General features: G+C 61.8%; 21 protein-coding genes. 13 read left to right on the top strand and 8 right to left on the bottom strand.

Translation table 11 applies throughout. The features are described 5' to 3' along the window. Window positions 1–4: 4 nt before the first annotated feature. Together GN300_RS08525 and GN300_RS08520 are read right to left on the bottom strand one after the other, a co-directional pair. Window positions 5–655 (bottom strand): Dabb family protein, encoded by a 651-nt coding sequence (locus tag GN300_RS08525; protein ID WP_063315528.1) that lies wholly within the window; start codon window positions 653–655, stop codon window positions 5–7. Continuing rightward, complete coding sequence (locus GN300_RS08520) at window positions 648–995, bottom strand: hypothetical protein (RefSeq protein WP_007730530.1); 348 nt, start codon at window positions 993–995, stop codon at window positions 648–650. Before GN300_RS08520 ends, GN300_RS08525 begins: the two co-directional genes overlap by 8 nt. A 241-nt stretch (window positions 996–1,236) precedes the next feature. Between GN300_RS08520 and GN300_RS08515 the strand changes: the two genes are divergently transcribed. Further along, complete coding sequence (locus GN300_RS08515) at window positions 1,237–2,124, top strand: SDR family NAD(P)-dependent oxidoreductase (protein ID WP_030536112.1); 888 nt, start codon at window positions 1,237–1,239, stop codon at window positions 2,122–2,124. A gap of 47 nt (window positions 2,125–2,171) precedes the next feature. Beyond that, complete coding sequence (locus tag GN300_RS08510; RefSeq protein WP_063316012.1) at window positions 2,172–3,035, top strand: SDR family NAD(P)-dependent oxidoreductase; 864 nt, start codon at window positions 2,172–2,174, stop codon at window positions 3,033–3,035. Window positions 3,036–3,062: 27 nt separating this feature from the next. Here GN300_RS08510 and GN300_RS08505 read toward each other — a convergent pair whose 3' ends face one another. The 3 genes from GN300_RS08505 to GN300_RS08495 all read right to left on the bottom strand — a co-directional run bounded on the left by GN300_RS08505 (window position 3,063) and on the right by GN300_RS08495 (window position 7,161). Then, window positions 3,063–4,559, bottom strand: a complete 1,497-nt coding sequence (locus GN300_RS08505; protein WP_233405594.1) for an MFS transporter — start codon at window positions 4,557–4,559, stop codon at window positions 3,063–3,065. Between the two features lie 154 nt (window positions 4,560–4,713). After that, window positions 4,714–6,177, bottom strand: coding sequence for a benzaldehyde dehydrogenase (locus GN300_RS08500; RefSeq protein WP_063316013.1), 1,464 nt, complete (start codon window positions 6,175–6,177; stop codon window positions 4,714–4,716). 93 nt (window positions 6,178–6,270) lie between these two features. Further along, window positions 6,271–7,161: a LysR family transcriptional regulator gene (locus tag GN300_RS08495; RefSeq protein WP_058038355.1), complete on the bottom strand. Its 891-nt coding sequence runs from the start codon at window positions 7,159–7,161 to the stop codon at window positions 6,271–6,273. Window positions 7,162–7,285: 124 nt separating this feature from the next. Between GN300_RS08495 and GN300_RS08490 the strand changes: the two genes are divergently transcribed. The 4 genes from GN300_RS08490 to GN300_RS08475 all read left to right on the top strand — a co-directional run bounded on the left by GN300_RS08490 (window position 7,286) and on the right by GN300_RS08475 (window position 11,936). Next, window positions 7,286–8,653: an NAD(P)/FAD-dependent oxidoreductase gene (locus GN300_RS08490; RefSeq protein WP_003942969.1), complete on the top strand. Its 1,368-nt coding sequence runs from the start codon at window positions 7,286–7,288 to the stop codon at window positions 8,651–8,653. 49 nt (window positions 8,654–8,702) lie between these two features. Beyond that, window positions 8,703–9,455, top strand: a complete 753-nt coding sequence (locus GN300_RS08485; RefSeq protein WP_003943227.1) for an IclR family transcriptional regulator — start codon at window positions 8,703–8,705, stop codon at window positions 9,453–9,455. Between the two features lie 98 nt (window positions 9,456–9,553). Beyond that, window positions 9,554–10,744 carry a 4-hydroxybenzoate 3-monooxygenase gene (locus GN300_RS08480; RefSeq protein ID WP_063315530.1) on the top strand — a complete coding sequence of 397 codons (1,191 nt, stop codon included), beginning with the start codon at window positions 9,554–9,556 and terminating at the stop codon, window positions 10,742–10,744. A gap of 322 nt (window positions 10,745–11,066) precedes the next feature. Next, window positions 11,067–11,936 (top strand): TIGR03619 family F420-dependent LLM class oxidoreductase, encoded by an 870-nt coding sequence (locus tag GN300_RS08475; protein ID WP_063316014.1) that lies wholly within the window; start codon window positions 11,067–11,069, stop codon window positions 11,934–11,936. 43 nt (window positions 11,937–11,979) lie between these two features. Here the strand turns inward: GN300_RS08475 and GN300_RS08470 are convergent, their stop codons facing one another. Beyond that, a complete protein-coding gene (locus GN300_RS08470) occupies window positions 11,980–13,302 on the bottom strand; it encodes a ClC family H(+)/Cl(-) exchange transporter (RefSeq protein WP_063316015.1) in 1,323 nt (440 codons plus the stop codon). 114 nt (window positions 13,303–13,416) lie between these two features. Further along, the gene (locus GN300_RS08465) at window positions 13,417–14,037 is read right to left on the bottom strand and encodes a LysE/ArgO family amino acid transporter (protein WP_063315531.1); all 621 of its coding nucleotides are present in this window, start codon (window positions 14,035–14,037) and stop codon (window positions 13,417–13,419) included. A gap of 75 nt (window positions 14,038–14,112) precedes the next feature. Here GN300_RS08465 and GN300_RS08460 point away from each other — a divergent pair, with 75 nt between their 5' ends. The 5 genes from GN300_RS08460 to GN300_RS08440 all read left to right on the top strand — a co-directional run bounded on the left by GN300_RS08460 (window position 14,113) and on the right by GN300_RS08440 (window position 21,299). Beyond that, entirely contained in the window at window positions 14,113–15,006 is an 894-nt protein-coding gene (locus tag GN300_RS08460; RefSeq protein WP_063315532.1) for a LysR family transcriptional regulator ArgP, read from the top strand. A 132-nt stretch (window positions 15,007–15,138) separates the two neighbouring features. Further along, entirely contained in the window at window positions 15,139–16,611 is a 1,473-nt protein-coding gene (locus GN300_RS08455) for a class I adenylate-forming enzyme family protein (RefSeq protein ID WP_042451673.1), read from the top strand. An 85-nt stretch (window positions 16,612–16,696) separates the two neighbouring features. Then, window positions 16,697–18,544 carry a DUF3556 domain-containing protein gene (locus GN300_RS08450; RefSeq protein WP_042451545.1) on the top strand — a complete coding sequence of 616 codons (1,848 nt, stop codon included), beginning with the start codon at window positions 16,697–16,699 and terminating at the stop codon, window positions 18,542–18,544. Then, window positions 18,541–19,974 (top strand): NAD(P)/FAD-dependent oxidoreductase, encoded by a 1,434-nt coding sequence (locus GN300_RS08445; protein ID WP_063315533.1) that lies wholly within the window; start codon window positions 18,541–18,543, stop codon window positions 19,972–19,974. The genes GN300_RS08450 and GN300_RS08445 overlap by 4 nt, the downstream gene beginning before the upstream one ends. A gap of 35 nt (window positions 19,975–20,009) precedes the next feature. Further along, complete coding sequence (locus tag GN300_RS08440) at window positions 20,010–21,299, top strand: CdaR family transcriptional regulator (RefSeq protein WP_063315534.1); 1,290 nt, start codon at window positions 20,010–20,012, stop codon at window positions 21,297–21,299. 97 nt (window positions 21,300–21,396) lie between these two features. On the opposite strand, the gene GN300_RS08435 is transcribed toward GN300_RS08440, so the two are convergent. Next, entirely contained in the window at window positions 21,397–22,707 is a 1,311-nt protein-coding gene (locus GN300_RS08435; protein WP_063315535.1) for an HNH endonuclease signature motif containing protein, read from the bottom strand. A 116-nt stretch (window positions 22,708–22,823) separates the two neighbouring features. Between GN300_RS08435 and GN300_RS08430 the strand changes: the two genes are divergently transcribed. Both GN300_RS08430 and GN300_RS08425 read left to right on the top strand, forming a co-directional pair. Further along, complete coding sequence (locus GN300_RS08430) at window positions 22,824–24,131, top strand: SWIM zinc finger family protein (RefSeq protein WP_063315536.1); 1,308 nt, start codon at window positions 22,824–22,826, stop codon at window positions 24,129–24,131. Then, complete coding sequence (locus tag GN300_RS08425) at window positions 24,128–25,612, top strand: DUF5691 domain-containing protein (RefSeq protein WP_063315537.1); 1,485 nt, start codon at window positions 24,128–24,130, stop codon at window positions 25,610–25,612. The genes GN300_RS08430 and GN300_RS08425 overlap by 4 nt, the downstream gene beginning before the upstream one ends. Window positions 25,613–25,657: the final 45 nt, after the last annotated feature.

The following is a 25,657-nucleotide window of genomic DNA, read 5'->3' as shown; positions in this document are numbered from 1 at the left end:
CAGATCACTTCACTGTCAGGAGTCTCTCGGTGAGATTGCCGAACGTGTGACAGATTCTGTCGTGGACCACGGCCTCGGGACATTCGGGGTCGAACCACCGGTCCACCACTGCCCAGTGAATCGGATGATCGAGGTACTGGGTCTGCAGTGAGCCGAGGTCGGTGAACTCCTGCTCCCAGACATGAGTCCATGGTGTGTGCCCGATCGCTGCGTCGACTCGGCTGAGACGCCAGGCGCAGATCGACGAGATATGGGTAGGCATCCTGAGCAGATCCCGTTCGAATTCCTCGAGTACGTCCTGGGGTGTGCCGGGGGATACCCGGATGAACAGCGCTCGGTACACCTGACCGGCGGCTTCGGCGCCGGAACGTCCCGTGGTCCCGGATGAGTACTCGGCACCGTGGAAGTGGTCGACGGCGGCGCAGCGCAGGCTGTCGTCGACCGCATCTCGGGCTGTCTGCCAAGCCATCTCGTCTTCGAACTGAAGATGGACGATCAGATCTCCGCCGTTGATGACGCCGGGAAGTGTCGTACAGACGAGACGACGCAGCGCGTTCGACGATTCGGCAACTGCGGCAATGTTCTTCACTGCAGCGGTCCACTCGTCGGCGCCCGCCCCGTTGGCGGCGTGCACGACTCTTGTCACGTTATACATTGCTCAGTCCTTCGATGTCCTTTGCTGCGGCGGCCATGGAGCGACTCCGTTCGATTATGAGCGGAGCCATTGCATCCCACCACTGCCTGAGGGTGGAGTCTCTGCGGCCCTGGCGCGTCATCGACCACCAGCCGGCCGTGCCGTCGACCGTCCAGGTGACGGTCAAGGTGTTCGGGTCTTGATCGCACCACAACGGAGGGCTGACGAGTACGTCGGCGAGTGTCATGCCGCGACGCTGTGCACTCGGCAAATACTGGTCGAGTAGCGCGTCGACGAACTGTCGACCGCATCCCGGTTTCGTGACTATCCGATCGATCACGTAGAGCGTTTCATCTGCCATTGGTGAAGATTACTTTCCCCTAACCCGTTGTGATGCTTTCGATCTCACACAGCGGGAGATAGCGGATTTGGTCATGTGCCCGGCATTTCGACACCTCCCGTCAGGCGGGAATCGTTGCTGTGCAACAGAATCGGATGATGCAACATGGCGGACAACGATTGCGTGAAATGCAGTCGAACTCAGGTCGAACACATACGTCATGTGTTCGATGTCGTGAAGTGGAAGAGCCTTGGAGGAGCAGTTGAATCACTCGCTGGTAGGGAAGACCGCGCTGGTCACCGGGAGCAGTCGAGGCATCGGCAGGGCGATCGCCAGGCGACTGGCGGCAGAGGGGGCAACCGTGGTCGTCACCGCACGGTCGACTCGGCCTACCGCGGCAGTCCGTGCCGACAGTAATGTCGTCATCGGCGGTACGTTGTCCGAGACCGTCGAGATGATCGAGTCGCAACACGGTCGTGCACTTGCCATTCCGGCCGATCTCGAGGATTCCGAGGCTCGCGACGGATTGATCGAGAAGGTCGTCTCGCGGACCGGAGGTATCGACATCCTCGTGAACAATGCCGGGTTTGCCGACTACGCGCCGATCGAGAAGATGTCGCTGGCGACGTTCGAACGGACCCTCGACCACTACATTCGCGCGCCGTTCGCCCTGTCGAAGGCAGCCATCCCCTACATGCGAGAGCGCGGCGCAGGCTGGATCGTGAACATCGGTTCCTCGACGGGGCTGAATCCGATCAGGCCCTTCCGCGACTACAACAAGACGTCGGGTGACGTGATTTACGCGTCGATGAAGGCAGCACTGCACAGGTTCACACAGGGCCTCGCCGCGGAGGTGCTGGACGACAATATCGCGGTCAACTCGGTGGGGCCTTCCACTGCGATCTCGACTCCCGGCGCCGACGCACTCATTCCGGATGGATACGAAACCGAGCCCGTCGAGTATCTTGCCGAGACGGTACTGGCCATGTGTTCTCTTCCCGCGGCCGAGCGGACCGGCCTTGTAGCCTTCAGTCTTCATTTTCCCTGGTATCAGGATCTGGTCGTGAAGGCGCTCGACGGGCAAGGGCTGATGCCCAGACGTGAGCCACCGACGTGGTGCAATCCCAACATTCTGCCCGAAGGAATCTGAAGTCTTTGTCGAGCAATAGTTTCGGCGACACAACCCGAGGAGTGGAGATGTCCCACGCTGAACGCCGGTTCGGTACCGGCACGGCCGTCGTGACCGGTGCGGGGGCCGGTATCGGTGCAGGGTTCGCCCGTCACCTTGCGCGGCTGGGAATGACGGTGGTCGTTGCCGACATCGACGAGGAGCGTGCGTCGCTCGTCGCCGAGGACATTCGCGCGGCCGGTGGGAGAGCTGACGTCCATGGAGTGGACGTAGCGGATGCCGATGCCGTGAAGAGGATGGCGGACAATGTGTTCGATCGTCACGGCAGCGTCGAGTTGCTGGTCAACAATGCCGGAGTGGAGACGGCCGGGTTGCTGTGGGAAGTCAGTGGTGCGCGGTGGAGACGGTTGATGGAGATCAACGTCGACGGCGTCTTCTATTGCCTTCGTGCTTTCGTGCCATTGATGTTGAAGGTGGGTAAGCCGGCGTGTGTGGCCAATCTGTCTTCTGTCGGCGGGATCAACAGCGCCGCGGTGCAAGGACCGTACATCGCCAGTAAGTTCGCGGTGCTGGCGATGACCGAGAGCTTGCACCAAGATCTGTCGTTGGTCGACTCTCCGATTCAGGTCAGTGCTGTTGTTCCACACTCGATCCGGAGTGAGATCTTTCGTGCGGCCCAGCGTGACGCGCCGACTACGAACGTCACGGCAAACGCTGTCTTCGATGCAATGCAACAGGCGAACGTCGAATCCGGACTCGACCCGCTCGATGCCGCCGAGCACATGACCGAAGCAATAGCGCGTGGGGACTTCTGGGTGTTCTCCGACGACGACGCGTGTCGGCAGTTCACCGACCGCCGAGCCGCTCAGCTTCGAGACCTGTTACCTCCCGCCGATCCTCGCACAATGCTCACACGCATGGGCATCTCGTGAATGCGGAGCAGTTCGGAGCAGGCCTGTTCACGCGCTGCCGTTGACAGACGTCGACGCACTCTTGGGGAGGCCTGACCAACCCACCAGGCCGACCAGAGCGAAAGCTACGGCGGCAGTGACGAAGGTGACGGTGAAGGCGGATTCGCTGGGCAGAGCGGATACGCCCTCTGGCAAGTTCGCGATGGTCATCGAGGCGAGAATCGTAGTCACCACTGCACTGCCCATGGCGCTGCCGGTGGAACGGGAGATCGAGTTGATGCCGTTGGCTATTCCGCTCTGGTGTCGCGGAACGCTCGACATGATGATCGCGGGCAGGGCCGCGTAGCCCAGGCTCACGGCGGCGCCGATCACGATGCCGGCACCGATGACCGACGCGGTGTGCGTGTGGTCGTACGCGAGCCAGGCGAACGGCACCGCACCACAGATGGCGGTGAGTCCCAGGACGAAGCGTGGCCCACGCACTCTGATGAGCCGCCCACCGATCGGTGCTGCGATCAGCGAGGCAATCGCACCCGGCAGCAGGAATTCCACCGACGCACGCAGAATGCTGGCGTCGAATCCGTATCCCGTGAGGGCGTGGGGAAGCTGCACGAGATAGGAGATGCCCAGGAAGTTGGCGAACATTCCGAAGCCCAGCATGACCCCCGCCAGATTCGCCATCATCACGGGCCGGTGGACGAACATTCGCATGTCGACCAGTGGTTCGTCGACGATCTTCTCGATCCAGACCCAGACTGCGAACATCACGATCGAGCCCAGGAAAACACCGATGGTCACGGGTGAGAACCAACCCCATTGGTGGCCTTGCGAAATCGACAACAGGAGCAGAAGGAGTGCAGCGCCCAGGCTCAGCGCGCCGATGACGTCGACGCGCCCGCCGCTCTTGTGCTTGGTTGCCGGAACCAGCGTGATGACGGCGACGAGGGCAAGCAACGCGAACCCGGTGGCCATCCAGAAGGCGTTGCGGTAGTCGGCATCCGGAGCCGATGTGAGAAGTCCGGTGGCTACGAGGGCGAGCCCGCTGCCGAATGCGAGAGTTCCGCTGACCAATGCCATCGCGCCGGGAAGCTTGTGTGGGCGGACCTCTTCGCGCAGGACCGACAGAGCCAGCGGGAAGATGGCGGTGGCGGTCCCCTGGAGGACGCGTCCGAGGATGAGAAGTGGCAGATTGTGTGCCAGTGCGGCGACGATCGAACCGATGACCATGACGACCAGAACGCCGACCAGCGTGCGCTTCTTGCCGTGCTGATCGCCGTAGCGGCCCAACAGGGGAGTGAAAACGGCGGCCGACAGCAACGTCGCCGTCGTCACCCAACTGATGCCGGCCGCGGATGCGCCCAGATCGGACTGAATACGCCCCAAAATCGGGACGGGCAGTGTCTGCATCATCGAGACGATCATCGCGGCCAGGCTGAGCGCCCCGATGATGACGGCCTCGCGGCGCGGCGATGTTACGACGGATACATCCGGGGTGTCGTGGACCGTTGGCTGCGCAGCGCTGTCGGTCGTCACTGAATTCGTCAAGTGGGTCCTTCTCGGGAATTACAAGAGAAATTGCTTAATGTGCCGAAGTAATTTTCTCTGGATGGTAAGTCCGCGAGATCGATCCCGTCAATGCTGTTCAGTGAGCCCCTGGGGTCAGTTCGGTGTATTCAGGACCAACTCGGCGTGTTCCGGACTAGAAGGGGTAGACCGGGAGTGCGCTCTGCGCAGTCACCCACTGCGTTTCGGTGAAGGCGTCGAGGTTTGCGCCGATACCGCCGACGCGGCCACCGTTACCCGAAGACGCCATACCGCCGAACGGGATGACTGCTTCGTCGCCGACGGTCTGATCGTTGATGTGTACGAGGCCGGTGGGGATTTGTTGGGCGAGCTCGAGCCCGCGCATGGCGTCGGAGGTCAGAATGCCCAGCGACAACCCGTACTCGGAATCGTTGGCTATGGCGACGGCTTGTTCGACGGTGGCGAAGGAGGTGACCGGTGCGACTGGCCCGAAGACTTCGTCGGCGAATGCCGGCGCGGTGAGTGGGGTGTCGGCCAGCACGGTGGGCCGGTAGAAGAGATCCTCGTAGGTGCCGCCGGCCGCCAGTTTTGCTCCGGCCGCGATGCTTCCGGTGACCAGGGAGTGGATGTGGTCGCGTTGTTTGGCGTCGATGATGGGTCCGAGTGCGACCTGACCGGTGAACGGGTCGCCTACCGGAAGCTTGTCGGCGCGTTCGGCAAGGAGTGCGGTGTAATCGGCGGCGATGCTTTCGTGGACGAGCTGGCGGCCGGTGGTCATGCAGATCTGCCCCTGGTGCATGAACGAGCCGAAAGCGCCTACAGATGCGGCCTTTTCGAGGTCGACGTCGTCCATGACGATCAGTGCGTTGTTTCCTCCGAGTTCGAGGTGTGCTCGTTTGAGATGGCGGCCCGCCAGTTCACCGACAGCGCGTCCTGCCCGGGTCGACCCGGTGAATGCGATGACGCGAACGCTCGGATGAACCACGATTGCCTCACCAGCGTCAGCGCCACCCGGCAGCATGCCGAACACTCCGGCAGGCAAACCGGCTTCTTCGAAGATGCGGGCAAGAACCACACCGCCACAGATCGCCGTGCGCGGATCAGGCTTGAGGATCACCGAATTGCCCAGTGCCAGTGCGGGAGCGACTGCACGGATCGACAGAATGATCGGGAAGTTGAACGGTGCGATGACGCCGACGGTGCCGACGGGGACGCGACGAGAGAAGCTCAGCCGCGGTTGCTCCGAGCGCAGCACCTCGCCGACGGGGTGTGCGGCCAAAGCTGCTGCGTTGTAGCACTCTTCGGCAGCGGTGTGGGTTTCCAGTTCGGCTTTGGCGGGAATGCTGCCGGCCTCGCGGATTACCCATTCGCCGATTTCGTCGGCGTACTGCTCGAACAGTTGACCGGCGCGGCGTAGAACGGCGGCTCGTTCGGTGTACGGCCTTGCTGCCCAATCCTTCTGAGCGGCACTAGCTTTTGTTGCAGCGGCTGCCACGTCGTCTGGTGTTGCCATGCCGACCGTCGTCAACTGCTTGCCGGTGGCCGGTTCGACGACAATACGATCGTCGGCGCTACCGCGAACCCATTCGCCGTCGAAGATCTTCGATTCCCACACAGGTTCGCTCAGCAAACGCGTCATGGCCGCTCCTCGGTAAAGGGATGCAACCGCGCGCCGCATCACATGGTTGTGCACCACGTTGCTCCGTGAGGGGAGTCGATCGCCATCGCACTTTCACTCAGTGAAAGACGGATTCATGGCGTCCTTGAGCGCTTGGATCAGATCGGCGAACTCGGTCGAGTGGGTGGCGCCGCTGCGGGTCACTCCCGAGACGGGAATTCGCAAGCGGCCGTTCGATTCTCGCATGAAGCTGATGCCGGCGCGTGGAGATTCGCCTGCGGTGATCGAATACAGCAGGGTCCAGGCGCGCGGGTTGGTGATCACGTCCAGCGTGGCTGTGTGATCGCTCGGAATTGCAGGGCCCAGTTGGACGCGTCGATCTATCTCGCGGAACGCGTCCTCGACCACCTTGTGAATGAGCACCTGGCTTTGGCGCGGCGGCAGGAGCAGGGGGTATGCGGCCAGATCATTGAGGTCGACGCTTTGCTGGCCGGCCAGGGGGTGCCGGCTCGACATGACGACCAGCAGATCTTCGACGCCGAGGTCCAAGGGTTCGAGTCCGGGGCGGTCGACGCCGCCGCGAATCAGCGCGATGTCGGCGTCGCCGGAGGCCACGGCGTCCATGCGGTGGGCAAAACTCTTGATGACGAACTCGACGTCCAGGTCCGGATGAAGTTCGCGCACGTGTGCGATGGCGTCCAGCGTCTGAGCGGCGAAGCTCATGTTTCCGGTGATCCGGATCCGGGCTCGTGGGTCGCGTGCGACGGAGTAGGCCATCGTTTCGAGGCTGAGGACTTGCTGCGCGATGGGCACGAGTCGCGATCCTGCCGGGGCAAGGCGAACGGCTCGGGTCGAGCGTTCGAAGAGTGTCGCCCCAAGTTCCTTCTCCAGTCGGGCGACCTGATGGCTGATCGCCGACTGCGAGATGAAGCAGCGCTCGGCAGCGCGACTGAAGCTCAGTTCCTCGCTCACGACGAGGAAGTACTTGAGTTGGCGGAAGTCCATGAGGACAGCTTACTTATGAGCAATCGAGATAACAGTCTTGCGAATACTCCAGCTAGCTGGACCCGACCCATGATCAGTCCATACCGTAATAGTCATACTTTCAATTTGGTTGAGGAGATTTGTTGTGGATAGAACAGCTGCGGGTCGCGCTGACATCGACGCGACTGGACACGAGCAGACTCAGGTAGTCATCGTCGGTTCGGGATTCGGAGCCCTCGCCGCGGCCAAGACCCTCGCGAAGTCCAAGACGCCGTTCGTCCTCATCTCCGCCACCACCGAGCACCTCTTCCAGCCGCTGCTCTACCAGGTGGCGACGGGCGTTCTGTCGGCAGGCGAAGTTGCTCCGCCCATCCGCACGATCCTGCAGAAGTACCCCAACGCCGACGTGCGTCTCGGTCGCGTCGTCGAGGTCAACGCCGAAGAGAACACCGTCGTCTACGAGGCTTCGGGCACCCGCCACACTCTCGGATACCGCTCGCTCATCGCAGCCACCGGTGCCACCCAGGCGTACTTCGGTCATGACGAGTTCGAAAAGGTCACCTACAAGCTCAAGACCGTCGAGGATGCCGAGGTCCTGCGTAAGCAGATCCTGCGTTGCTTCGAAGAGGCTCACACCACCAACGACGCGCTGGTTCGCCGCAACCTGCTCAGCTTCGTTGTCGTCGGTGCAGGCGCGACCGGCGTCGAGCTCGCCGGACAGATCAAGGAACTGGCGCGTCGCTACTTCGCCAAGTCCATCAACAACATCAGCGCCGACGAGGTCACGGTCACCATGGTCGAGGGCGCGGGCGTTGCGCTTCCGGCCTTCGGCGGCAAGCTCAGTGAGTACACACAGGCCTCGCTCGAGAAGTCGGGTGTTGAGGTTGTTCTCAACACCATGGTCACCGCCATCGACGAGCACGGTGTCACCGTCTCTTCGGCAAAGACCAAGGAAGAGAAGCGCATCGACGCCGAGACCGTCATCTGGTCGGCCGGTGTTCGCGCCAACGACTTCGCAGCAGTGCTCGGCGAGGCGACCGGTTGTGAGAGTGACCGTGCAGGTCGTTTGCTCATCAATCCGGACTTGACCGTCGGCGGGTTCGCCAACGTCTTTGCCATCGGCGACATGACTTCGCTGAACGGTCTGCCGGGTCAGTCGCCCGTTGCAATGCAGGGTGGCCGTCATGCAGCGAAGACTGTGAACGGAAAGGTCAAGGCCGGAACGCCTTTCAAGTACTTCGACAAGGGCAGCATGTCGATCATCAGCCGATTCAGCGCTGTGTGTCGCGTCCGCAAGGTCGAGTTCAAGGGCACGATCGCCTGGTTCATGTGGCTGGCCGTGCACGTGATGTATCTGGTGGGCTTCCGCAACCGGTATGTCGCTGTGATGTCGTGGTTCGGTTCGTTCATCGGTCACCGTCGTCCGCACTTCCACTACGCGCAGGAGCCGATGAAGATCGAGGCCACGCCGCCGGTGACCGAACGCGAACCGGAGTTGGCGCACTCCGCGTAGCTCCGCACCGCCTGAACACGTTTCGCCTGATGTCAGTCACACTGTGTGAATGGCATCAGGCGAGCGTTCGTTGATCGGCCGGGCATTTATCGTGCTCGGTGCCTTCGACGCGAAATCGCCGCGGTTGACGCAGTCGGAGATCAGTCGTCGCAGCGGCTTGCCTCTGCCCACCGTCCACCGACTGTGTGGGCAGTTGGTGGCTGAGGGCGCACTCGAGCGTCGGAGTGACGGCAAGTACCAGGTCGGAGTCCGGTTGTGGGAGATCGGCGCTCTTGCTCCCGGCGCTCACGGCCTACGGCAGGTGGCGTTGCCGTTCCTCGAGGACCTGTACGAGGTCACCCGAGAGAACGTGCAGTTGGTCGTTCGTGAGGGCACCGAGGCTCTGTACCTCGAGCGCTTGTCCTCGCGTAGCGCCGTCACCGTGGTCGGCCGTGCCGGCGGAAGATTGCCGTTGCACGCGTCCAGCGGTGGATTGATTCTCCTCGCGCACGGCGGAACCGAGCTTCTCGACGACGTCCTTCGCGCCGGCCTCGAGTCGTTCACTCCCAAAACCATTACTTCCGAGCGGATTTTGCGAGCAACTCTCGACGAGATCAGGCGCGCCGGATTCGTGGTCTGTCGTGAGTATCTGAACGTCGGAACCCTTGCCGTCGCCGCTCCTGTCCGCGAAGCCGGGGGCAGTGTCGTGGCAGCGGTCTCGACAGTTGTTCCGGTGGAGCAGGATCCAGCTCCTTTACTGCCCGCGTTGGTCGCGGCCGCCCGTGGAATATCACGCGGGCTTGGTAGCGGTGGGTTTCGATAGCTCGTTTCGGTCTTTCACTGAGTGAAATTGCAGCTGTTCAGAGGAGTGATCGTGGTCGAGGGTGGTCTCAATCGTCACTCACCTCAGGAGCTCTCTGTATGTCTTCTTCACGCACCCAGGTCGGAATCGTCGGTGGTGGTCCCGCCGGGTTGATGCTCTCGCATCTGTTGCATCTGAAGGGAATCGATTCGGTTGTCCTGGAATGCCGCACCCGCGAAGAGGTAGAAGGCACCATTCGTGCCGGCGTGCTCGAACAGAACACGGTTGATCTCATGGTCGAGACCGGACTCGGTGATCGACTGAAGCGGGAGGGCCTCGAACATCACGGAATCGAGTTGCGATTCGGTGGACGAGGGCACCGAATCGCGTTCGACGAACTGACCGACGGGCGAGCAGTCACGGTGTATCCGCAACACGAGGTGCTCAAGGATCTGATCGCGCGGCGTCTCGCTGACGGCGGGGACATTCGATTCGGAGTGTCCGACGCGCAAGTACACGATCACGAATCGGATCGCCCGAGTATCACTTTTGTCGACTCGGACGGAAATGATCAGAAGCTCGAGTGCGCCCTGGTGGCCGGTTGCGACGGTTCACGCACCGGAACGCGAAAGCTGATTCCCGAACCGTCGATCCGAACGGATCATTTCCGCCAGTATCCCTTCGCGTGGTTCGGCATCCTGGCCGAGGCGCCGCCGTCGTCCGAAGAACTGATCTATGCCAACCATGAGCGCGGGTTTGCACTGATCAGCACACGGACGCCCGAGGTACAGCGTCATTACCTTCAGGTCGATCCGGACGACTCCGTGGACAACTGGTCCGACGATCGAATCTGGGACGAGCTGCACATGCGCGTCGACGGTGAGGGGGCGGAGATCAAGGACGGCAGGATCTTTCAGAAGTCGATCCTCCAGTTCCGCAGCTTCGTGTGTGAGCCGATGCAGCACGGCAACCTGTTTCTTGCCGGGGATGCGGCGCACACCGTGCCGCCGACCGGCGCGAAGGGAATGAATCTCGCGATCGCCGACGTCTACGCACTGGCGAAGGCAATGGACGGTTTCTTCACCTCGTCCGAACGAAAGATGCTGGACGGGTACACCGAAACGGTGTTGCCGCGTGTGTGGCGGACGCAGCACTTCTCGTGGTGGATGTCGTCGATGCTCCATCGCTTGCCAGACGACAGCGGTTTCGGGCATCGCCGACAGTTGGCCGAGTTGGACATGGTCACGCGTTCCGTGGCGGGACGAACGCTGATCGCCGAGAACTACGTCGGAACTCCCTTGCATCAGTAGGCCGATTCGCAGGTTGCACGGTGCGAAATCAGGGGGAGTGGGGTGCCAGGTGTCACCAGGACCCCGAAGTTCTTGGTATGTGTCCGCCTGGCGGGAAGCCGCCGAGCCGAAGTAGCGGGAGCTTTGTAACCTCGAACACGTCCTTGTCCAACCGAGGGTGGCTGATGCTTCGACCGCACTGCGGGGGAGTTGTCGTATGACTGAGCGTTGCAAGAAGTGACTGTTCAGGATCCACTGTCTCCCAAGCCGATCGGTGCGAACCGACTTCGAGCTCATCGAGGCACTTCAGTCGCTCCGGTCAACTGAACAGAGGGATCTTCCGATGAAGTTCAGCCTCGCCGTGGCGATGATTCCCCTCTCTCAACTCGTTGCACTTGCGAAAGTGGCCGAAGAATGCGGCTTTTCTTCGATCACGATGCCCGACTCACTGTTCTTTCCCGAGCGGGGCGCTACCGGGTATCCGTATACCGCTGACGGTGTGCGGATGTGGGACGTGAAGACACCATTTGTAGACCCCATGATTGCCGCGGCCTTCATGGGACCCGGAACGTCGAAGATTCGCTTTTATCCGCAGGTGCTCGAGCTCAGCTCACGCAATCCTCTGCTGCTGGCAAGCCAGGTGGGGTCGGTCGCGAATTTGACAGGAGGCCGCTTCGGTCTCGGGGTCGGTGTGGGCTGGGCGCCAGAGGAATTCGAGTGGTGCGGCGCTTCCCCCAAGGATCGAGGCCCGCGAGTCGACGAGATGCTCGAGGTACTGCGACTGGTTATAGGCGGCGGTATGGTCGAACATCACGGCAAGTTCTTCGACTTCGACAGGCTGCAGATGAGCCCGGCGCCGGTCGATCCCGTCCCCATCTACATCGGAGGACATTCCGCGGCCGCATTGCGCCGTGCAGCGCGAGTGGGTGACGGTTGGACCTCGGCTACAGTCTCTTTCGCTGATCTGCAAGCTCTCATCGCGAGGATCGGCGTCCTGCGGGTCGAGTACGGGCGCGCCGAGTCCCCGTTCGAAATTCAGGCCGTCTGCGCCGATCGCTTCGGTCTCGACGGCTCCCTGGAACTGGCCGATAGCGGAGTGACGGAATCGATCGTCATTCCTTGGGCCATGTACGGCCTCGGGTTCGACTGCGACCTGGAAGCGAAGAAAGATGCGGTACGCAGGTTCTCCGAGGAAGTCATCTGCAAATTCTGAATTCACGTAGCGCACCCGTGCTGCAATGACCCGTGTGCGGGGATCAATCCGTATGCGGGCGTTGCGGCTCCAACATCCGTTCGCGCAGACTGTCGTAGATAGGAGCCGACCCTGCCGACGTGGTGACGAATACCGCTGCCGCAGTGGCAGCGAGCATCGGGACCAGCGTCGACGTCACCGCGGTCATTTCGACCACGATCACGATGCCGGTGAACGGTGCGCGTACTACTGCGCCGAAGAAGGCAGCCATACCGACGGTGGCCATGGTGACCGTGAGCCCGGCGTCCACTCCGGGCACGAAGCTCGACAGTCCGGTGAAGATCGACCCCCAGAGCGCGCCGAGAGCGAGTAAGGGAGCGAACAGTCCGCCGGGAGTTCCAGCGGCATACGAGAGCGGGCCGGTGAAGAACCGAACCACCAAGTACAGCAGCAGGGTCGGTAGTAGGAAGGTCCTTCCGCCGACGATCATCTGTGCAAGAACGTCGCCGCCCCCACTGGCCAACGGGTCGAGGAACAGCGTCAGGCCGATGACGGCGCCGATCGTTGCGCCGATGACAGTCGGCGGGATCTTGTCGAGCCGTGCCACGATGTCGAGTAGTCCTAGAATCAGGCGGTTGTACGCAATACCCAGTAGCCCCGTGAGGATTCCGAAGACGACGAACAGTGGCAAGAATGCGAGTTGAGGTGTCGGGACGGTGCCGACCTCGAAATCGGGTTGATCACCGATGACGATCCGTGCACAGCCCACCGCCACTGAAACACCGAAAAGCGTTGGCAGCACGGTGCGCAGCCGGAACGAGTGCGTCACCTCCTCGCAGACGAACAGTGCCCCCGCGATCGGCGCGTTGAATGCGACAGCGAGACCTGCTCCGGCCGCGGATGTTTGCAGCATGGCGACGTCGGGTTCGGTGAGGCGGGCTCGCCGTCCCGCTTCTGCTCCGATCGCCGCACCCATGTGTACGGTGGGGCCTTCACGGCCGAGAACCAGACCGGAGCCGATCGCCAAGAGGCCGCCGATGAATCTGGCGGGCACGAGATTGATTCCCGGCGGTTTCGCTTCACCGCGGGACACCGCCTCGACGTGCTGGATGCCGCTTCCCTTTGCGAGGGGCACTCGTCTGACGATCAGTACGGCAAGTACGGTGCACAGGGCCACCAGGAGGACCGGCACGAGCCACCCGACGTACGGAACGTGATGCGCCCAGTTCACGATCGCCTGACGAAGTTCGTCGGCCCTGATCAGACACCAACGGAACGCGCCGCCGACAAATCCGACCCCGACGCCGGCGACCGCAGCGAGTAGACACAGCAAACCCAGTCCGCGGTTGGAGTCACGCGGTTCGGCGCCGCCATCGTCCTCGGTCATCGTGATCAGCCCTACCTGATGGTCACAACTCGCGACAGGTGAATTGAGCTTCCTCACCTTGGACGGTAACCCATCGCGCTACCCGCAGGGTCGGATCGAGGTTGTGCAGCCTGGTCACAATTCGACAAGCAGGCTGATTCCGAGAACCGCCATCATCACGGCGATCAGAGCATCGAGAACCCGCCAGGCGTTGGGTTTCGCAAAAAGCGGCGTCAGCAGATGTGCGCCGTAACCGAGGGCGCCGAACCAGACCACACTTGCCGTGATGGCACCGGCGGCAAACCACCAACGTCCGATCTCGCCGCGACCATTGGCGATAGAACCCATGAGCACGACGGTGTCGAGGTACACGTGTGGATTGAGCCAGGTGAGGGCCAGTGCCATCGTGACGGCGGCAATCCTCGACCCGTTGCCATGTCGATCCGGTGCCAACGTCTGGGGGTGAAGTGCCCGCTTGGCGGCGAAGATCGCATAGCTGAGGAGGAAAACGGCGCCGGCGATACGAACGAACGTGATCATCGACGGTGCGTGTTCGAGGAGGGTCCCGATTCCGCCGACGCCCGCGAGGATCAGAATTGCGTCTGACAACGCGCACACTGCGACGATCGGGAGTACGTGCGATCGCGTCAGACCTTGGCGAAGAACAAACGCATTCTGGGCGCCGATTGCGACGATCAATGACAGTCCGACTCCGAAACCGACGAGGGCCGACGCAGGGTCGTTGGTGCTGAGCATGTTGTCGAGCCTGCCGCGCAGATATCATTCAGTCCAGCTAATGATTCTAAGGGCACATCAGAGTAGCTTCAGATTATGTTGGATTTCGAGCAACTGAGGGCATTGCACGCCGCGGTCGACGAGGGAACCTTCGAGGCGGCGGCGCGGAAACTACACATCACGCCTTCGGCGGTCAGCCAACGAATCAAAGGTCTCGAGACCTCGGTTGGCCGGATCCTGGTGCAGCGCACCAAACCCATCCAGGTCACCGATTCCGGGAGAGAAGTCCTGCGTCTTGCACGTCAGATAGACGCTTTGTCGCGTGACACCGTGCGAGAGCTCGGCCTTGAAAATGGTTCAGGGATGTTTGCACGTGTCTCGATCGCGGTCAATGCCGATTCGCTGTCCACCTGGGTTCTCGGGGCCCTCGCGGAGTTCACGCAAGAAGTCGGTTTCGATTTTCATCTCGACGATCAAGACCACACCACCGAACTACTGCGCGACGGTTCGGTCATGGCTGCCGTCACCTCTGTTGCGTCACCGATTCAAGGGTGTACCTCCAGCCGTTTGGGCATCATGCGGTATCGGCCGATGGCGAGTGCGGAGTTCTGCCGTCGTTGGTTCGCAGACGGTGTCACGGCCGAATCCCTTTCGGAGGCGCCGCTGGTTGTGTTCAATCGCAAGGATCTACTGCAGGATCGCTACCTCGATCAAAAGGTCGGCCACCCCGCCGATCCGCCCCGTCATCTTGTTCCTTCATCGGCAGACTTCGCGGACGCCGTCAGGCGGGGATACGGCTGGGGATTGATACCGGACCTGCAGCGCGGCGACGACGATCGCTCCGGCGTGCTGATCGGATTCGATCCGGACTTCGTGGACGACGTTCCGCTGTACTGGCAGCAGTGGAAACTGTCGTCACCTGTCTTGCGCCGGATCTCCGAGGTGGTGACCAGACGCGCCCACGAGGTGTTGCATCAGCCGTCGAACTGATGCATACCGTACGTGTGGTGTTGTGCTCAGGGAACAAAGAACCTGGACAAGTTGATCCCCTGGGACCGTTTCTTCGGCCGCAGGACGCCGATAGTGTTTTGAGTCACACACGAATGAAAGGTGCTGACTCTCGTGGCGAACATCGGATATCTGGCTTGGGATCTTGCAGAGAAGTACGGGCAGAAGCCGTGCTTGCGGGACGACCACGTCGAACTCACGTATGAAGAGTTCGCAGATCGCACGGAAGCTGTTGCCGCGCAATTGGCCGGACTCGGAATCGGCCTCGGTGACGTGGTGGCGATCATGCTGCCCAATCGCGTCGAGTTGCTGATCGCGATCATGGCTGCCTGGCGCATCGGTGCTGCCGCTACACCCATCAATCCGATGTTCACCGCGAACGAAGCGGACTACCAGATCGCGGACTCCGGGGCCGAGTTGGTCATCACCGCCACTGCCGACGCACCCTCGGGCGGCCGCGCAGTGTTGGCCGTCGAGGATCTGGCGACAGTGCCGCCGACCGATCCCCGACCCGGAATCGATGTTGCAGCAGACGATCTGGCGTTGCTCATCTACACCAGCGGCTCCACCGGACGGCCCAAGGGAGTGATGCTGACTCATGCCAACCTGCAGTTCATGGCTTCGTCGATGGGCAAGAACATCGGTGTTACCGGCGCGGATCACTGCCTGCTGATTCTGCCGCTGTTCCATGTCAACGCGATCTGCGTCAGCGTCTTGACGCCCTTGCTTGTCGGCGGGCAGGTGAGTGTCACCGGGAAGTTCTCGGTTTCGAGATTCTTCGACGACGTCGCGCGGCTTCGCCCCACGTATTTCTCGGCGGTGCCGGCAATCTACGCGATGCTGACCTCACAGCCGGAAGACCCTTCGATCGACACGTCGTCCTTGAGGTTTGCCGTGTGCGGTGCGGCGCCGATCAGCAAGGAACTCCTCGAACGCGCTGAGCAGCGTTTCGGTTTCGTGATCGTGGAAGGTTACGGACTCACCGAGGGGACCTGTGCGTCGGCCTGCAATCCTGTGGACGGCGTGCGCAAACTCGGTACGGTCGGCCCGGCGTTGCCCGGCCAGCAGATTGCCATTCTTGCCGAGGACGGAACCTTTGCGCCCGCCGGGACTGCCGGAGAGGTGGTCATCAAGGGTGGCAACGTGATGCGTGGCTATCTGGGGAAGCCGGAGGAGACTGCGAAGACCGTCAAGGATGGTTGGTTGCATACCGGTGACGTCGGAGTCCTCGACGAGGACGGCTACCTGACCCTGGTCGATCGCATCAAGGACATGATCATCCGTGGGGGAGAGAACATCTACCCCAAGGAGATCGAAAATTCGCTCGCTACACATCCTTCCGTGCTCGAGGCAGCCGTCATCGGCGCTCCGCACCAGGTCTACGGAGAGGTGCCAGTTGCCTATGTTGTCGCCTACCCCGATGCACCCGTCACCGAAGACGAACTGCTCGAACATGTCACGGCCTTGCTCACCCGAGTAAAGGTGCCAGTGGCGATCTACGTCGTCGATGCGCTTCCCCGAAACCCGGTGGGCAAGATCGACAAACCTGGAATGAGACGAGCTTTGAGCGCAACTCCCGCTCACTAGTCACTTCCCCGTAATACCAGCACAGCTCGACGACGTCCGTCGAGTCGATCCGTCATGCCCACATTCCGTATTTCAGGAGCACATCATGGGATTCAAAGAAGGAAACTTCCCTCCCGTCGATCCGGCAACGTTCATGGACAAGCCGTTTCTCGAGCGTCTGCGTGACATGTCCACGCACTGGGTGGATTACGGCTTCGGTACGCCGAAGATGGTCCACACCGTCTACATCATGAAACTGTTGTTCCTTTACCTGGCAGCTGGAACAGCCGTTGCCACTTTGACTTCCGGCCTCTCGTGGTTCGACATCGGATCGTGGTGGAACCAGCCGATCGTCTACCAGAAACTCATCATCTGGACGATGATGCTCGAGATGCTGGGCTTGGCAGGATCCTGGGGGCCGCTCGCCGGCCACTTCAAGCCGATGACCGGTGGAGTTCTCTACTGGCTCCGCCCCGGCACCATTCGTCTGCCACCGTGGCCGGGCAAGGTGCCGCTCACCTCGGGTGACACCCGCACGGTGTTCGACGTCTTCATCTATGTCGCCGCAGTCGCCAATCTCCTTGTTGCCGCTGTTCTCCCCGGTGTTCACACCACAGGAATCGATTCGGCAATCGCTGACAATGCCGGACTGGTGCGCCCGACGGTCTTGTACTCCTTCCTGGTACTCATGGTGATTCTCGGGTTGCGGGACAAGGTGCCCTTCATCGCTGCCCGTAGTGAGCAGTACCTGCCGGCGATCTTCTTCTTCACATTCCTGCCGTTCGTCGACATGATCCTGGCGCTCAAACTGCTGATCGTCATGGTGTGGATCGGTGCCGGTGTCTCGAAGTTCGGTCGCCATTTCTCGCTGGTGGTTCCTCCGATGCTCAGCAATACCCCGTGGATCCCGTCAAAGAAGATCAAGCGCGCCCACTACCGGAATTTCCCGGAGGATCTGCGGCCTTCACACCTGGGCGGCGGCGTCGCACACGTGGCCGGAACGATGGTCGAAATCGTCACCCCGTTGATACTGCTGTTCTCGACGAACAAGACCCTCACGATCCTCGCCGTGATCCTCATGGTCGGATTCCATCTGTTCATCGCGTCGACCTTCCCGCTTGCCGTCCCACTCGAATGGAATCTTCTGTTCGCCTACGCCTCGGTCTTCCTGTTCCTGGGATTCCCGGCATGGGACGGCTACGGACTCGGCGCCATGTCCTCACCGTGGATCACCGCGGGAATTGTTGCAGCCCTTGCCTTCTTCCCCATTCTCGGAAACCTTCGACCGGATCTGGTGTCCTTCCTGCCGTCGATGCGTCAGTACGCCGGCAACTGGGCATCCGCGACGTGGGCATTCGCGCCGGGCGCTGAAGCCAAGATCGACCAGTTCATCAAGCGTCCGTCGCCGGATACGCGCAATCAGTTGATGACGATGTACCCCGAAGATGTGTCCGATGTCGTTCTGCATCAGCTGTTGGGCTGGCGTTCCATGCACAGCCAGGGGCGTGCGCTGTTCTCTCTGATGATCAGGCACCTCGGCGACGACATCAACACGTACTCACTGCGGGAAGCAGAGTTCATGTGCAACTCCATCGTCGCCTTCAACTTCGGTGACGGGCACCTGCACGACGCGAAGTTGATCGCAGCCATTCAGCGTCGCTGCAATTTCGCACCCGGTGAGTTCCTGGTGACCTGGATCGAATCGCAGCCCATCCACAAGGGAACGCAGGAGTACCAGGTGATCGATGCCGCTCTCGGTGTCATCGAACGAGGTACTTTCAAGGTCGCCGACGCAGTCGCCGAACAGCCGTGGTTGCCGAACGGGCCCATTCCGTTCGACGTTCAGTGGACACTGGACGTACGGGCCGACCGCGCGGCAACGGATCCGCAGGTTGTCTCCGAACCGAAGATGCGTACGAGGGTCAGCGGTAGCGAGCAAGAGGTGAGTAAGTGACAAAGGCCGTAGTCGTCGGCAGCGGGCCCAATGGGCTCGCTGCCGCGGTACACCTCGCACGTAGCGGTGTGGACGTGCAGGTGCTCGAGGCTGCCGACCAGATCGGCGGAGGCACCCGCTCCGGTCCGATCGACGTGCCGGGGTTGATCCATGATCACTGCTCGGCGTTTCACCCGATGGGTATCGGCTCGCCGTACCTGTCCAAGCTGGACCTCGAGCGATACGGGCTGATCTGGAGATGGGCAGAGGTGGACTGCGCGCATCCGCTCGACAACGGGGACGCCGGGGTTCTGTACCGCTCTCTGGAGCAGACGGCTGCGGGACTCGGCGCTGACGGGCCTCGATGGCAACGCATGTTCGCTGACTTGTCGACCGGGTTCGATGCGCTGGCGTCCGACCTGATGCGCCCGATCGTCAATGTTCCGCACCATCCGCTGCGGCTCGCAGCTTTCGGTCCGCGAGCGCTGCTTCCGGCAACGGTGACCGCCAAACTGTGGAAGACGGACAAGGGGAAGGCTCTGTTCGGCGGGGTTGCCGCACACGCCTTCTATCCACTCAACCGTCCGGCCACCTCGGCGGTGGGATTGATGATCACTGCTGCTGGTCACCGCTACGGTTGGCCGGTTGCCGAGGGAGGTTCGCGGTCGATCACCGACGCGATGGCTGCGATGCTCCTCGATCACGGCGGCAAGATCGACACCGGCGTTCGGGTTCGTACGGCCTCCGAGATTCCGGACGCCGATGTTGTTCTGCTGGATGTCAATCCGGGGGGTGCGCTCGAAATTCTGGGCGATCGACTCCCTGGCCGAGTGGCGAGGGCCTATCGAAAGTTCAAGCAGGCTCCCGGAGCATTCAAGGTCGATTTTGCGATCGAAGGTCATGTGCCGTGGACCAATCGGGACTGTGCTCGGGCCGGAACTGTCCATCTGGCAGGTGGTTTCGACGAAATCGTGGCCGCTGAGCGTGAGACGAATTCAGGCCGTATGCCGGACCGGCCGTTCGTGCTCCTAGGTCAGCAATACCTGGCTGATCCCACCCGATCTGCCGGGAACGTTCATCCGCTGTATGCCTATGCGCACGTGCCTCACGGTTACGCCGGCGACGCTACGGAGGCGATCATCCGTCAGATCGAGAGGTTTGCGCCAGGATTCCGGGAGCAGATCGTCGCGACGTCGAGCAGTGGTACAGCTGACCTGGCAGAGGACAATCCGAATCAGGTAGGCGGCGACATCATCGGAGGTGCCAACACCGAACTGCAGGTTGTCTTGCGTCCTCGCGTCGCAGTCGATCCGTACAGCACGGGGATCGCGGGCACTTACCTGTGCTCGGCCTCGACCCCGCCGGGTGCCGGAGCACATGGAATGTGCGGGTACAACGCAGCCGAATCGGCTCTGAAGTACCTGCGACGAAAGGGTGCGGAAGTTCTGTGAGTAGTCCATCGCACAAGGAGCGAGGCGCCGGTGCGATGCGGCGCCTCGCCCGAGTGCCTGCAGCCGCGGAGCCGGAAGTGCTTGCGGTGGTTGCCGAGTTGGCACGACGACTCGACGAGCGCAGCGCCGACATCGCGCGTGAGATGGCCTTCATGATGGCTCACGAAATCGACCAATTGGATGCAGACGCCAAATTGCTCGAAATGCTCGAGGCCAGCGTGCAGGGAAACATCACGACGATCATCCACGTATTGGCCAACGACATTCCGATCGATCATCTCCAACCCACCACTGCTGCAGTGGAATACGCTCTGCGTCTGGCGCAGCGGGATGTCCCGTCCAACTCCCTTGTCCGGGCCTATCACATGGGCCAAGGCGATCTGATGCGGATCTGCCACGACGAGATCAGCACACTGGATATTCCGGCGCGACTCACTTTGGCTGTCCTGAAACACACTTCGGACGTGGTCTACAGCTACATCGACTGGATCACGCTCTACGTCTTCGACGCGTACGAGCGGGAACGCAGTCGATGGATGGCAGCGCAGGGAAACCTCCATTCGGCCGCAATCCACGCCCTCCTGTCCGGCACCAACGCAGATACCGCTGCTTTCGAAGCGGAGACAGGGTACCGCCTCGGTCAGAACCACGTCGCCCTGGTGGTCTGGTCGACGTGGGATGCCGACGTCATGGGCATCAATACGCTGGACCGACTCGTACGTGATCTCGGCGCAGCGGCGGGAGCGGACAAGCCGCCGATCATCACCGCCATCGATCGACGCACGGTGTGGGCGTGGCTGCCGTTCGGTCGCCGGGTGCCTGCGCCGGATCCGGAGGTTCTCGCGGCGGCAGTGCCGTTGGACGGCGGGGCGCGGGTGGCAATCGGACTGCCGGGGTCAGGGGTCGACGGTTTCAAACGGTCCCACGAACAGGCAACCGCCGCCTATTCGGTTGCTGCCGTCCCGGATACACCGCAGCGACCTGTGGTGAGCTTCGGAGACCGCGGCGTCGCTGTGGTTTCACTTCTGTCCGAGAACATCGATTCGACGAAGTCGTGGGTCTGGGAGGTGCTTGGCCCGTTGGCGGAAGATACGCCCTCTGCTGCATCCTTGCGGACGACGTTGAGTGTGTACTTTGCACATGGTGAAAGTCATCTGCACACTGCCAATCACATGAATCTGCACCGGAATACGGTGAAGTATCGCATCAACAAGGCGCTCGGCGATCCAGTTGCTGCCGGCCGAGACAAGTTGGATCTTGCTCTGGCCCTGCAGGTTTGTGAGTTGTTGGGTAGATCGGTCTTGCGCCCGGCCAAATCGTCGTGAGTTGTGGACGCGCCACGGCCTGTGGGCTCCGTATCGGGTTTTGATGTCCGATGCGGAGCCTGGCCGTGTTCTGTTGTCGCCAAAGAGGTTTGACCCCTCAGGTTTTGAAGGTGGTGTTCGCCGGCCTGGGTTGCTGTCCGGGGTCGATCGAGGGCGGCGGGACGAACCAGGGTTTGTTGTCGGCGCCGATTCGGATTTCCCATTTGCCGACGAACCCGGATTTCCGGTGCATCAGTCGGTGATGTGAACGGCACAGCAGGACCAGGTTGTTCATCACCGTCGGGCCGCCGTTCGCCCAGTGCCGGATATGGTGCGCATCCGTCCAGGCCGGTACACATGTGCAGCCCGGGAACGCGCAGCCCCTGTCTCGGGCGATCAACGCCACTCGCTGTTCGGGGGTGACCAATCGTTTTCCGGGTTTCGCATCGAGCGGCGAGCCGTGATCGTCGAGCAGGACGGTGGAGAGGAAGCAGTCGCAGCCGAGGAGTCTGGTCTGTGACACGGACAGTGGTCCGAGCCAGGGCATGTGCCCGACATCAAGATCGGCCGGCTCCAGTGAGTCGTCATCACCCGAATCCGAAGACTGTGCGGCACAGTCCCGATGCTCCGCCAGATCCCGAGCATTGATGTGCACGTTCACATGCGGACGCTGACCACCGTCTGTGCCTGTTTTGGCGCAGTCCAGGTAACGGCGGATCAGTTCGGTGAACCCGTCCGCGGTCCGCTTCGCTGCGGACCGAGAATCCGGGGTTCCATCGGGTGCTGGGGTGGGCATCGTCAGATTCGACAACGCCGACAACAACATTTCGCCGGTGAGGGCGTCGAAATCGCCGCGCACCACCACCCGGCCATTCAGCGTCGACGCGATCCGTAACTCATTCCGGTCGACGTCTTCGGCGGGTGGAATTTCATCGGATTCGAAGATTCGCTCCAAGGTCGCGATCACGTTCCGCACTTTCGTGGTCGTCGCTTCCACACCCGACGCAGCAGCCAACAACAAATCGATACAGCGAGGTAGCGCCTCCTCCGGCATGCCTTTCGGTGGTGATTCACAGAACGCCACGATCAACACGGCATGATCGAACGAGCAATCCCCGCCATCGAACCGAGCAGCCACCGCCGGAAACGGCCGCAAAGCAGCACCCAACGCGGCGATCTTCTTCCCGTCCCGAACCTGCAGCATCGTATTCGCCGCCAACCACGCACCCACCCCGCGGCTGGCAATCACCTGATCATCCGGGCGCGTCGACAACTCGTCCACCACCGCCACTCGAACGGCTTCCAGGCGCAGAATCTCGGCACTCGCTTCGACAGCAGCAGCGCGTAACTCCGAAGCAGTCAACCGCCACAACCGTCCGCGCAACCCCACCGCAGAACCAGACACCACATCCGACAACAAGACACTCATTGAATCCCCCGATCCCCTCCCCAAATCATATTCGAATATGTGTTCGAGTCAAGGGGTCATTCACCAAAGAATCGGCCTGACTCTGTGATGTCAGCGGGTTGTCATACTGTGGTCGAGTGACTTCGCCGTGGACAGCTGGGCAGGTGGCGTCGGTAGCTCCGGACGCCGCATCGCTGGCCGCTGCGCGCAAGTTGGCTGGTTCGTGGAGCCATGCCGGCAACAGGGGTCTCGCGCTCTGGGGGCTGTGTCAGGGCAGCGGCTCGAAGCCGTATCAAGCAGTGGTCGACCTGCGGGGCCCTGCATACAAGTGCTCGTGCCCCAGTCGAAAGTTTCCGTGCAAACATGCTCTGGGGCTGTTGGTGGAATGGTCGGAAGGGCGTGTGCCGTCGGCGGACGAGCCCGCCGACTTCGCGGCAGAGTGGTTGTTGCGCCGCGAGGAGAAGGCCGAGACCCGCGGCGAAAGGGCTGAGACCGGCGACGAGGCTCCCAAGAGGGCTCCCGACCCGGCGACAGCGCAGAAGCGCGCCGACCGCGTTGCGAGCGGTCTCGTCGAATTGGACCTGTGGATCACCGATCAGATCCGCAGTGGTCTGGCAGCGATGGACACATCCTGGGCGGGCTTCGACGCAGTAGCTGCTCGAATGGTGGATGCTCAGGCGCCTGGTGTCGCAGGCACACTTCGAGCCTTGGCGGGCACCGTTGCGTCTACCGAGAACTGGCCTGAGAAAGTCCTCGACGAGTTGGCTCGGTTGCACCTGCTGGTTGCTGCGCATCAGAAGCTGTCCGAGTTGCCGGAAGATCTTGCCGATTCGGTGAAAGCACACGTCGGCTATCCGGTCTCAACCGAGAGTGTGATGGAATCGATTCCGGTGAAAGAGAACTGGATGATTCTCGGTTCCGGGATCACCGAGGAGAAGCGACTGTTCACCCGAACGGTGTGGATGCTCGGCAGGAATTCAAAGCGGTGGGCCATGCTGCTCGACTTCTCCCACGGGTCACCCAATTTTGCCACCGAAACGCCGCCAGTCGGGTTTCTGCTCAACGCCGATGTTCATTTCTATCCCGGTGCCGCGGCATTGCGGGCGCGGATAGGGGTCACGCACGGAGAACCGGAGCCCTTCACAACCATGCCGTTCGGAAGCATCGACACTGCGTTGCAGCAGTTTACCGATGCCCTCGCCGCGGATCCATGGTTGCGCTCGTGGCCGGCAGTGATCAGTTCGGTGGTCCCGTCGTTCGTCGACGGATCATGGTTTGTCGTCGACGAATCGGGCACAGCGCTTCGGGCAGAGGGTGATTCGGATCTTCTGTGGAAGTTGCTCGGCATTTCCGGCGGTTACCCGGTCACAGTCTGCGGAACGTGGAACGCGCTGGCTCTTACTCCGATCTCGGTTTTCACGAGAGGGCAGGTGATCGTGCTGTGAGTACATTGATCTCAGCGGCGCTCCTTGGGACAGCCAGAACAGCAACAACATTCGAGGAGCTGCCGACTGAAGTGCGTGGCTACGCTCGCGAACTCGACGGCGATCCTGCCGAGATGCTTCTCGCAGGAGCAGCGTTGGAGAGGGCGTACCGCCGTGGCGGTGCGGGCTCCACCACGGCGGCGGTGCCGACACCTGCGCCAGACGATGTTCGATTCACGCTGCCGGAATCCTCATCGGCGCATCTGCTGTCGATGCTCGCGGCCAAGGCGACCTTGCTCGACGAATGGTTCGCAGTCGCGTTGGAGCACAATTACCGTGCGCCTGATCATCTGGTCGCCGAGTTGCTTTCCTTTGCACGTGCAAGTGAAGCTCACCGGGAGTGCATCCTGCAGATTGTCGGCGAGCGTGGTCGATGGCTTGCCGCGCAAAACCCCGAGTGGAGCAAACTCGTCCGAACCAGGGATGCCAACCCGGACGTGTGGCGTCACGGAAGTTCGTCGCAGCGCACACAGTGGCTGATAGACACTCGTCGAACAGATCCCGCGCTGGCGCTGGCCGAACTCCGAAAGTCCTGGGGCACCGAGCGGGGCGAACAGAAGGCTGCCTTCGTCGCGGCGCTGGCAAACGGACTGAGTGCGGATGATCAACCATTGTTGGAGGAAGCCCTCGACGACCGTCGCAAGGACGTGCGACGCGCGGCAGTGGAAGTACTCGGAGAACTCCCCGAATCGGAGTTCGGGGAGAGAATGGTTGCTCGGGTTCGGAAATGGGTGCGGGTGGAACGGAAACTCGTTCGGCCCACGCTCGTCATCGTCCCGCCTGAGGAAGTCGATTCAGCGGCGAGGCGAGACGGCATCGAAGACCGGCCGAATCCACACACCGACTATCGTGCCGAGTATGTGCGTCAGGCGATCAGTTCTGCGCCGTTGTCTCTGTGGAACAACATGATCGGTGGACCAGGCAAGGCCTTGGGGATGAGCGTTGACGAAGGCTGGGAGCCGATCCTTCACGACGCGTGGTCCACCGCCGCAGTCGCGCAGAACAATACGGAATGGGCGCTGGAACTCTTTCGTATGCGCGGCACCGCCACCGATCGACGCGTGCTCCCGTTGGTGCCGGCCAAGGCGCTGGCTGATCTGTTGAGGTCCGGAAACGGCGACGCCAACGTTCTGCACCCGGGCCGGGCAGCGATCTACGACGCTCTGCGAGGTCCATGGCCCGAGGACATCACCCGGGCAGTGGTAGCCCAGTGGGAACGAGTTGCGGCCAGACGTGCCGACGGAGGCGCCAAGGCCGGCGAATTCTCACGCTACAAGTACGTCGCATCGCTGCGCCTGGCCGAGACTCGATTTCCTTACAGCGCAGTAACTTTGCTGGAGCGTGCGGCGGAGCGTGCTCGTGACCCCGACTGGCGGCAAACCTTCGCCAGAACTGCCAGTGCCATCACCCACCGCAAGACTCTGCTCGAGGAGCTCAAGTGACTGACAGCGTAACCGTGCCCACCACGGAACCGGAAAAGCTCGCGC

The sequence above is a fragment of the Rhodococcus sp. Ni2 genome (assembly GCF_021352185.1).
Lineage (GTDB): Bacteria > Actinomycetota > Actinomycetes > Mycobacteriales > Mycobacteriaceae > Rhodococcus_F > Rhodococcus_F qingshengii.
Note: the sequence above shows the minus strand (reverse complement) of the source record. Positions and strands in the feature narration are given on the sequence as shown.

Bases quoted from the DNA above. Each gene is read 5' to 3' on its own strand.
- GN300_RS08435 (WP_063315535.1), bottom strand. From the start codon at position 22,707: ATGAGTGTCTTGTTGTCGGATGTGGTGTCTGGTTCTGCGGTGGGGTTG.
- GN300_RS08480 (WP_063315530.1), top strand. From the start codon at position 9,554: ATGTCTTCTTCACGCACCCAGGTCGGAATCGTCGGTGGTGGTCCCGCC.
- GN300_RS08465 (WP_063315531.1), bottom strand. From the start codon at position 14,037: ATGCTCAGCACCAACGACCCTGCGTCGGCCCTCGTCGGTTTCGGAGTC.
- GN300_RS08485 (WP_003943227.1), top strand. From the start codon at position 8,703: ATGGCATCAGGCGAGCGTTCGTTGATCGGCCGGGCATTTATCGTGCTC.
- GN300_RS08475 (WP_063316014.1), top strand. From the start codon at position 11,067: ATGAAGTTCAGCCTCGCCGTGGCGATGATTCCCCTCTCTCAACTCGTT.
- GN300_RS08460 (WP_063315532.1), top strand. From the start codon at position 14,113: ATGTTGGATTTCGAGCAACTGAGGGCATTGCACGCCGCGGTCGACGAG.
- GN300_RS08470 (WP_063316015.1), bottom strand. From the start codon at position 13,302: ATGACCGAGGACGATGGCGGCGCCGAACCGCGTGACTCCAACCGCGGA.
- GN300_RS08495 (WP_058038355.1), bottom strand. From the start codon at position 7,161: ATGGACTTCCGCCAACTCAAGTACTTCCTCGTCGTGAGCGAGGAACTG.
- GN300_RS08450 (WP_042451545.1), top strand. From the start codon at position 16,697: ATGGGATTCAAAGAAGGAAACTTCCCTCCCGTCGATCCGGCAACGTTC.
- GN300_RS08500 (WP_063316013.1), bottom strand. From the start codon at position 6,177: ATGACGCGTTTGCTGAGCGAACCTGTGTGGGAATCGAAGATCTTCGAC.
- GN300_RS08525 (WP_063315528.1), bottom strand. From the start codon at position 655: ATGTATAACGTGACAAGAGTCGTGCACGCCGCCAACGGGGCGGGCGCC.
- GN300_RS08510 (WP_063316012.1), top strand. From the start codon at position 2,172: ATGTCCCACGCTGAACGCCGGTTCGGTACCGGCACGGCCGTCGTGACC.
- GN300_RS08440 (WP_063315534.1), top strand. From the start codon at position 20,010: ATGCGGCGCCTCGCCCGAGTGCCTGCAGCCGCGGAGCCGGAAGTGCTT.
- GN300_RS08520 (WP_007730530.1), bottom strand. From the start codon at position 995: ATGGCAGATGAAACGCTCTACGTGATCGATCGGATAGTCACGAAACCG.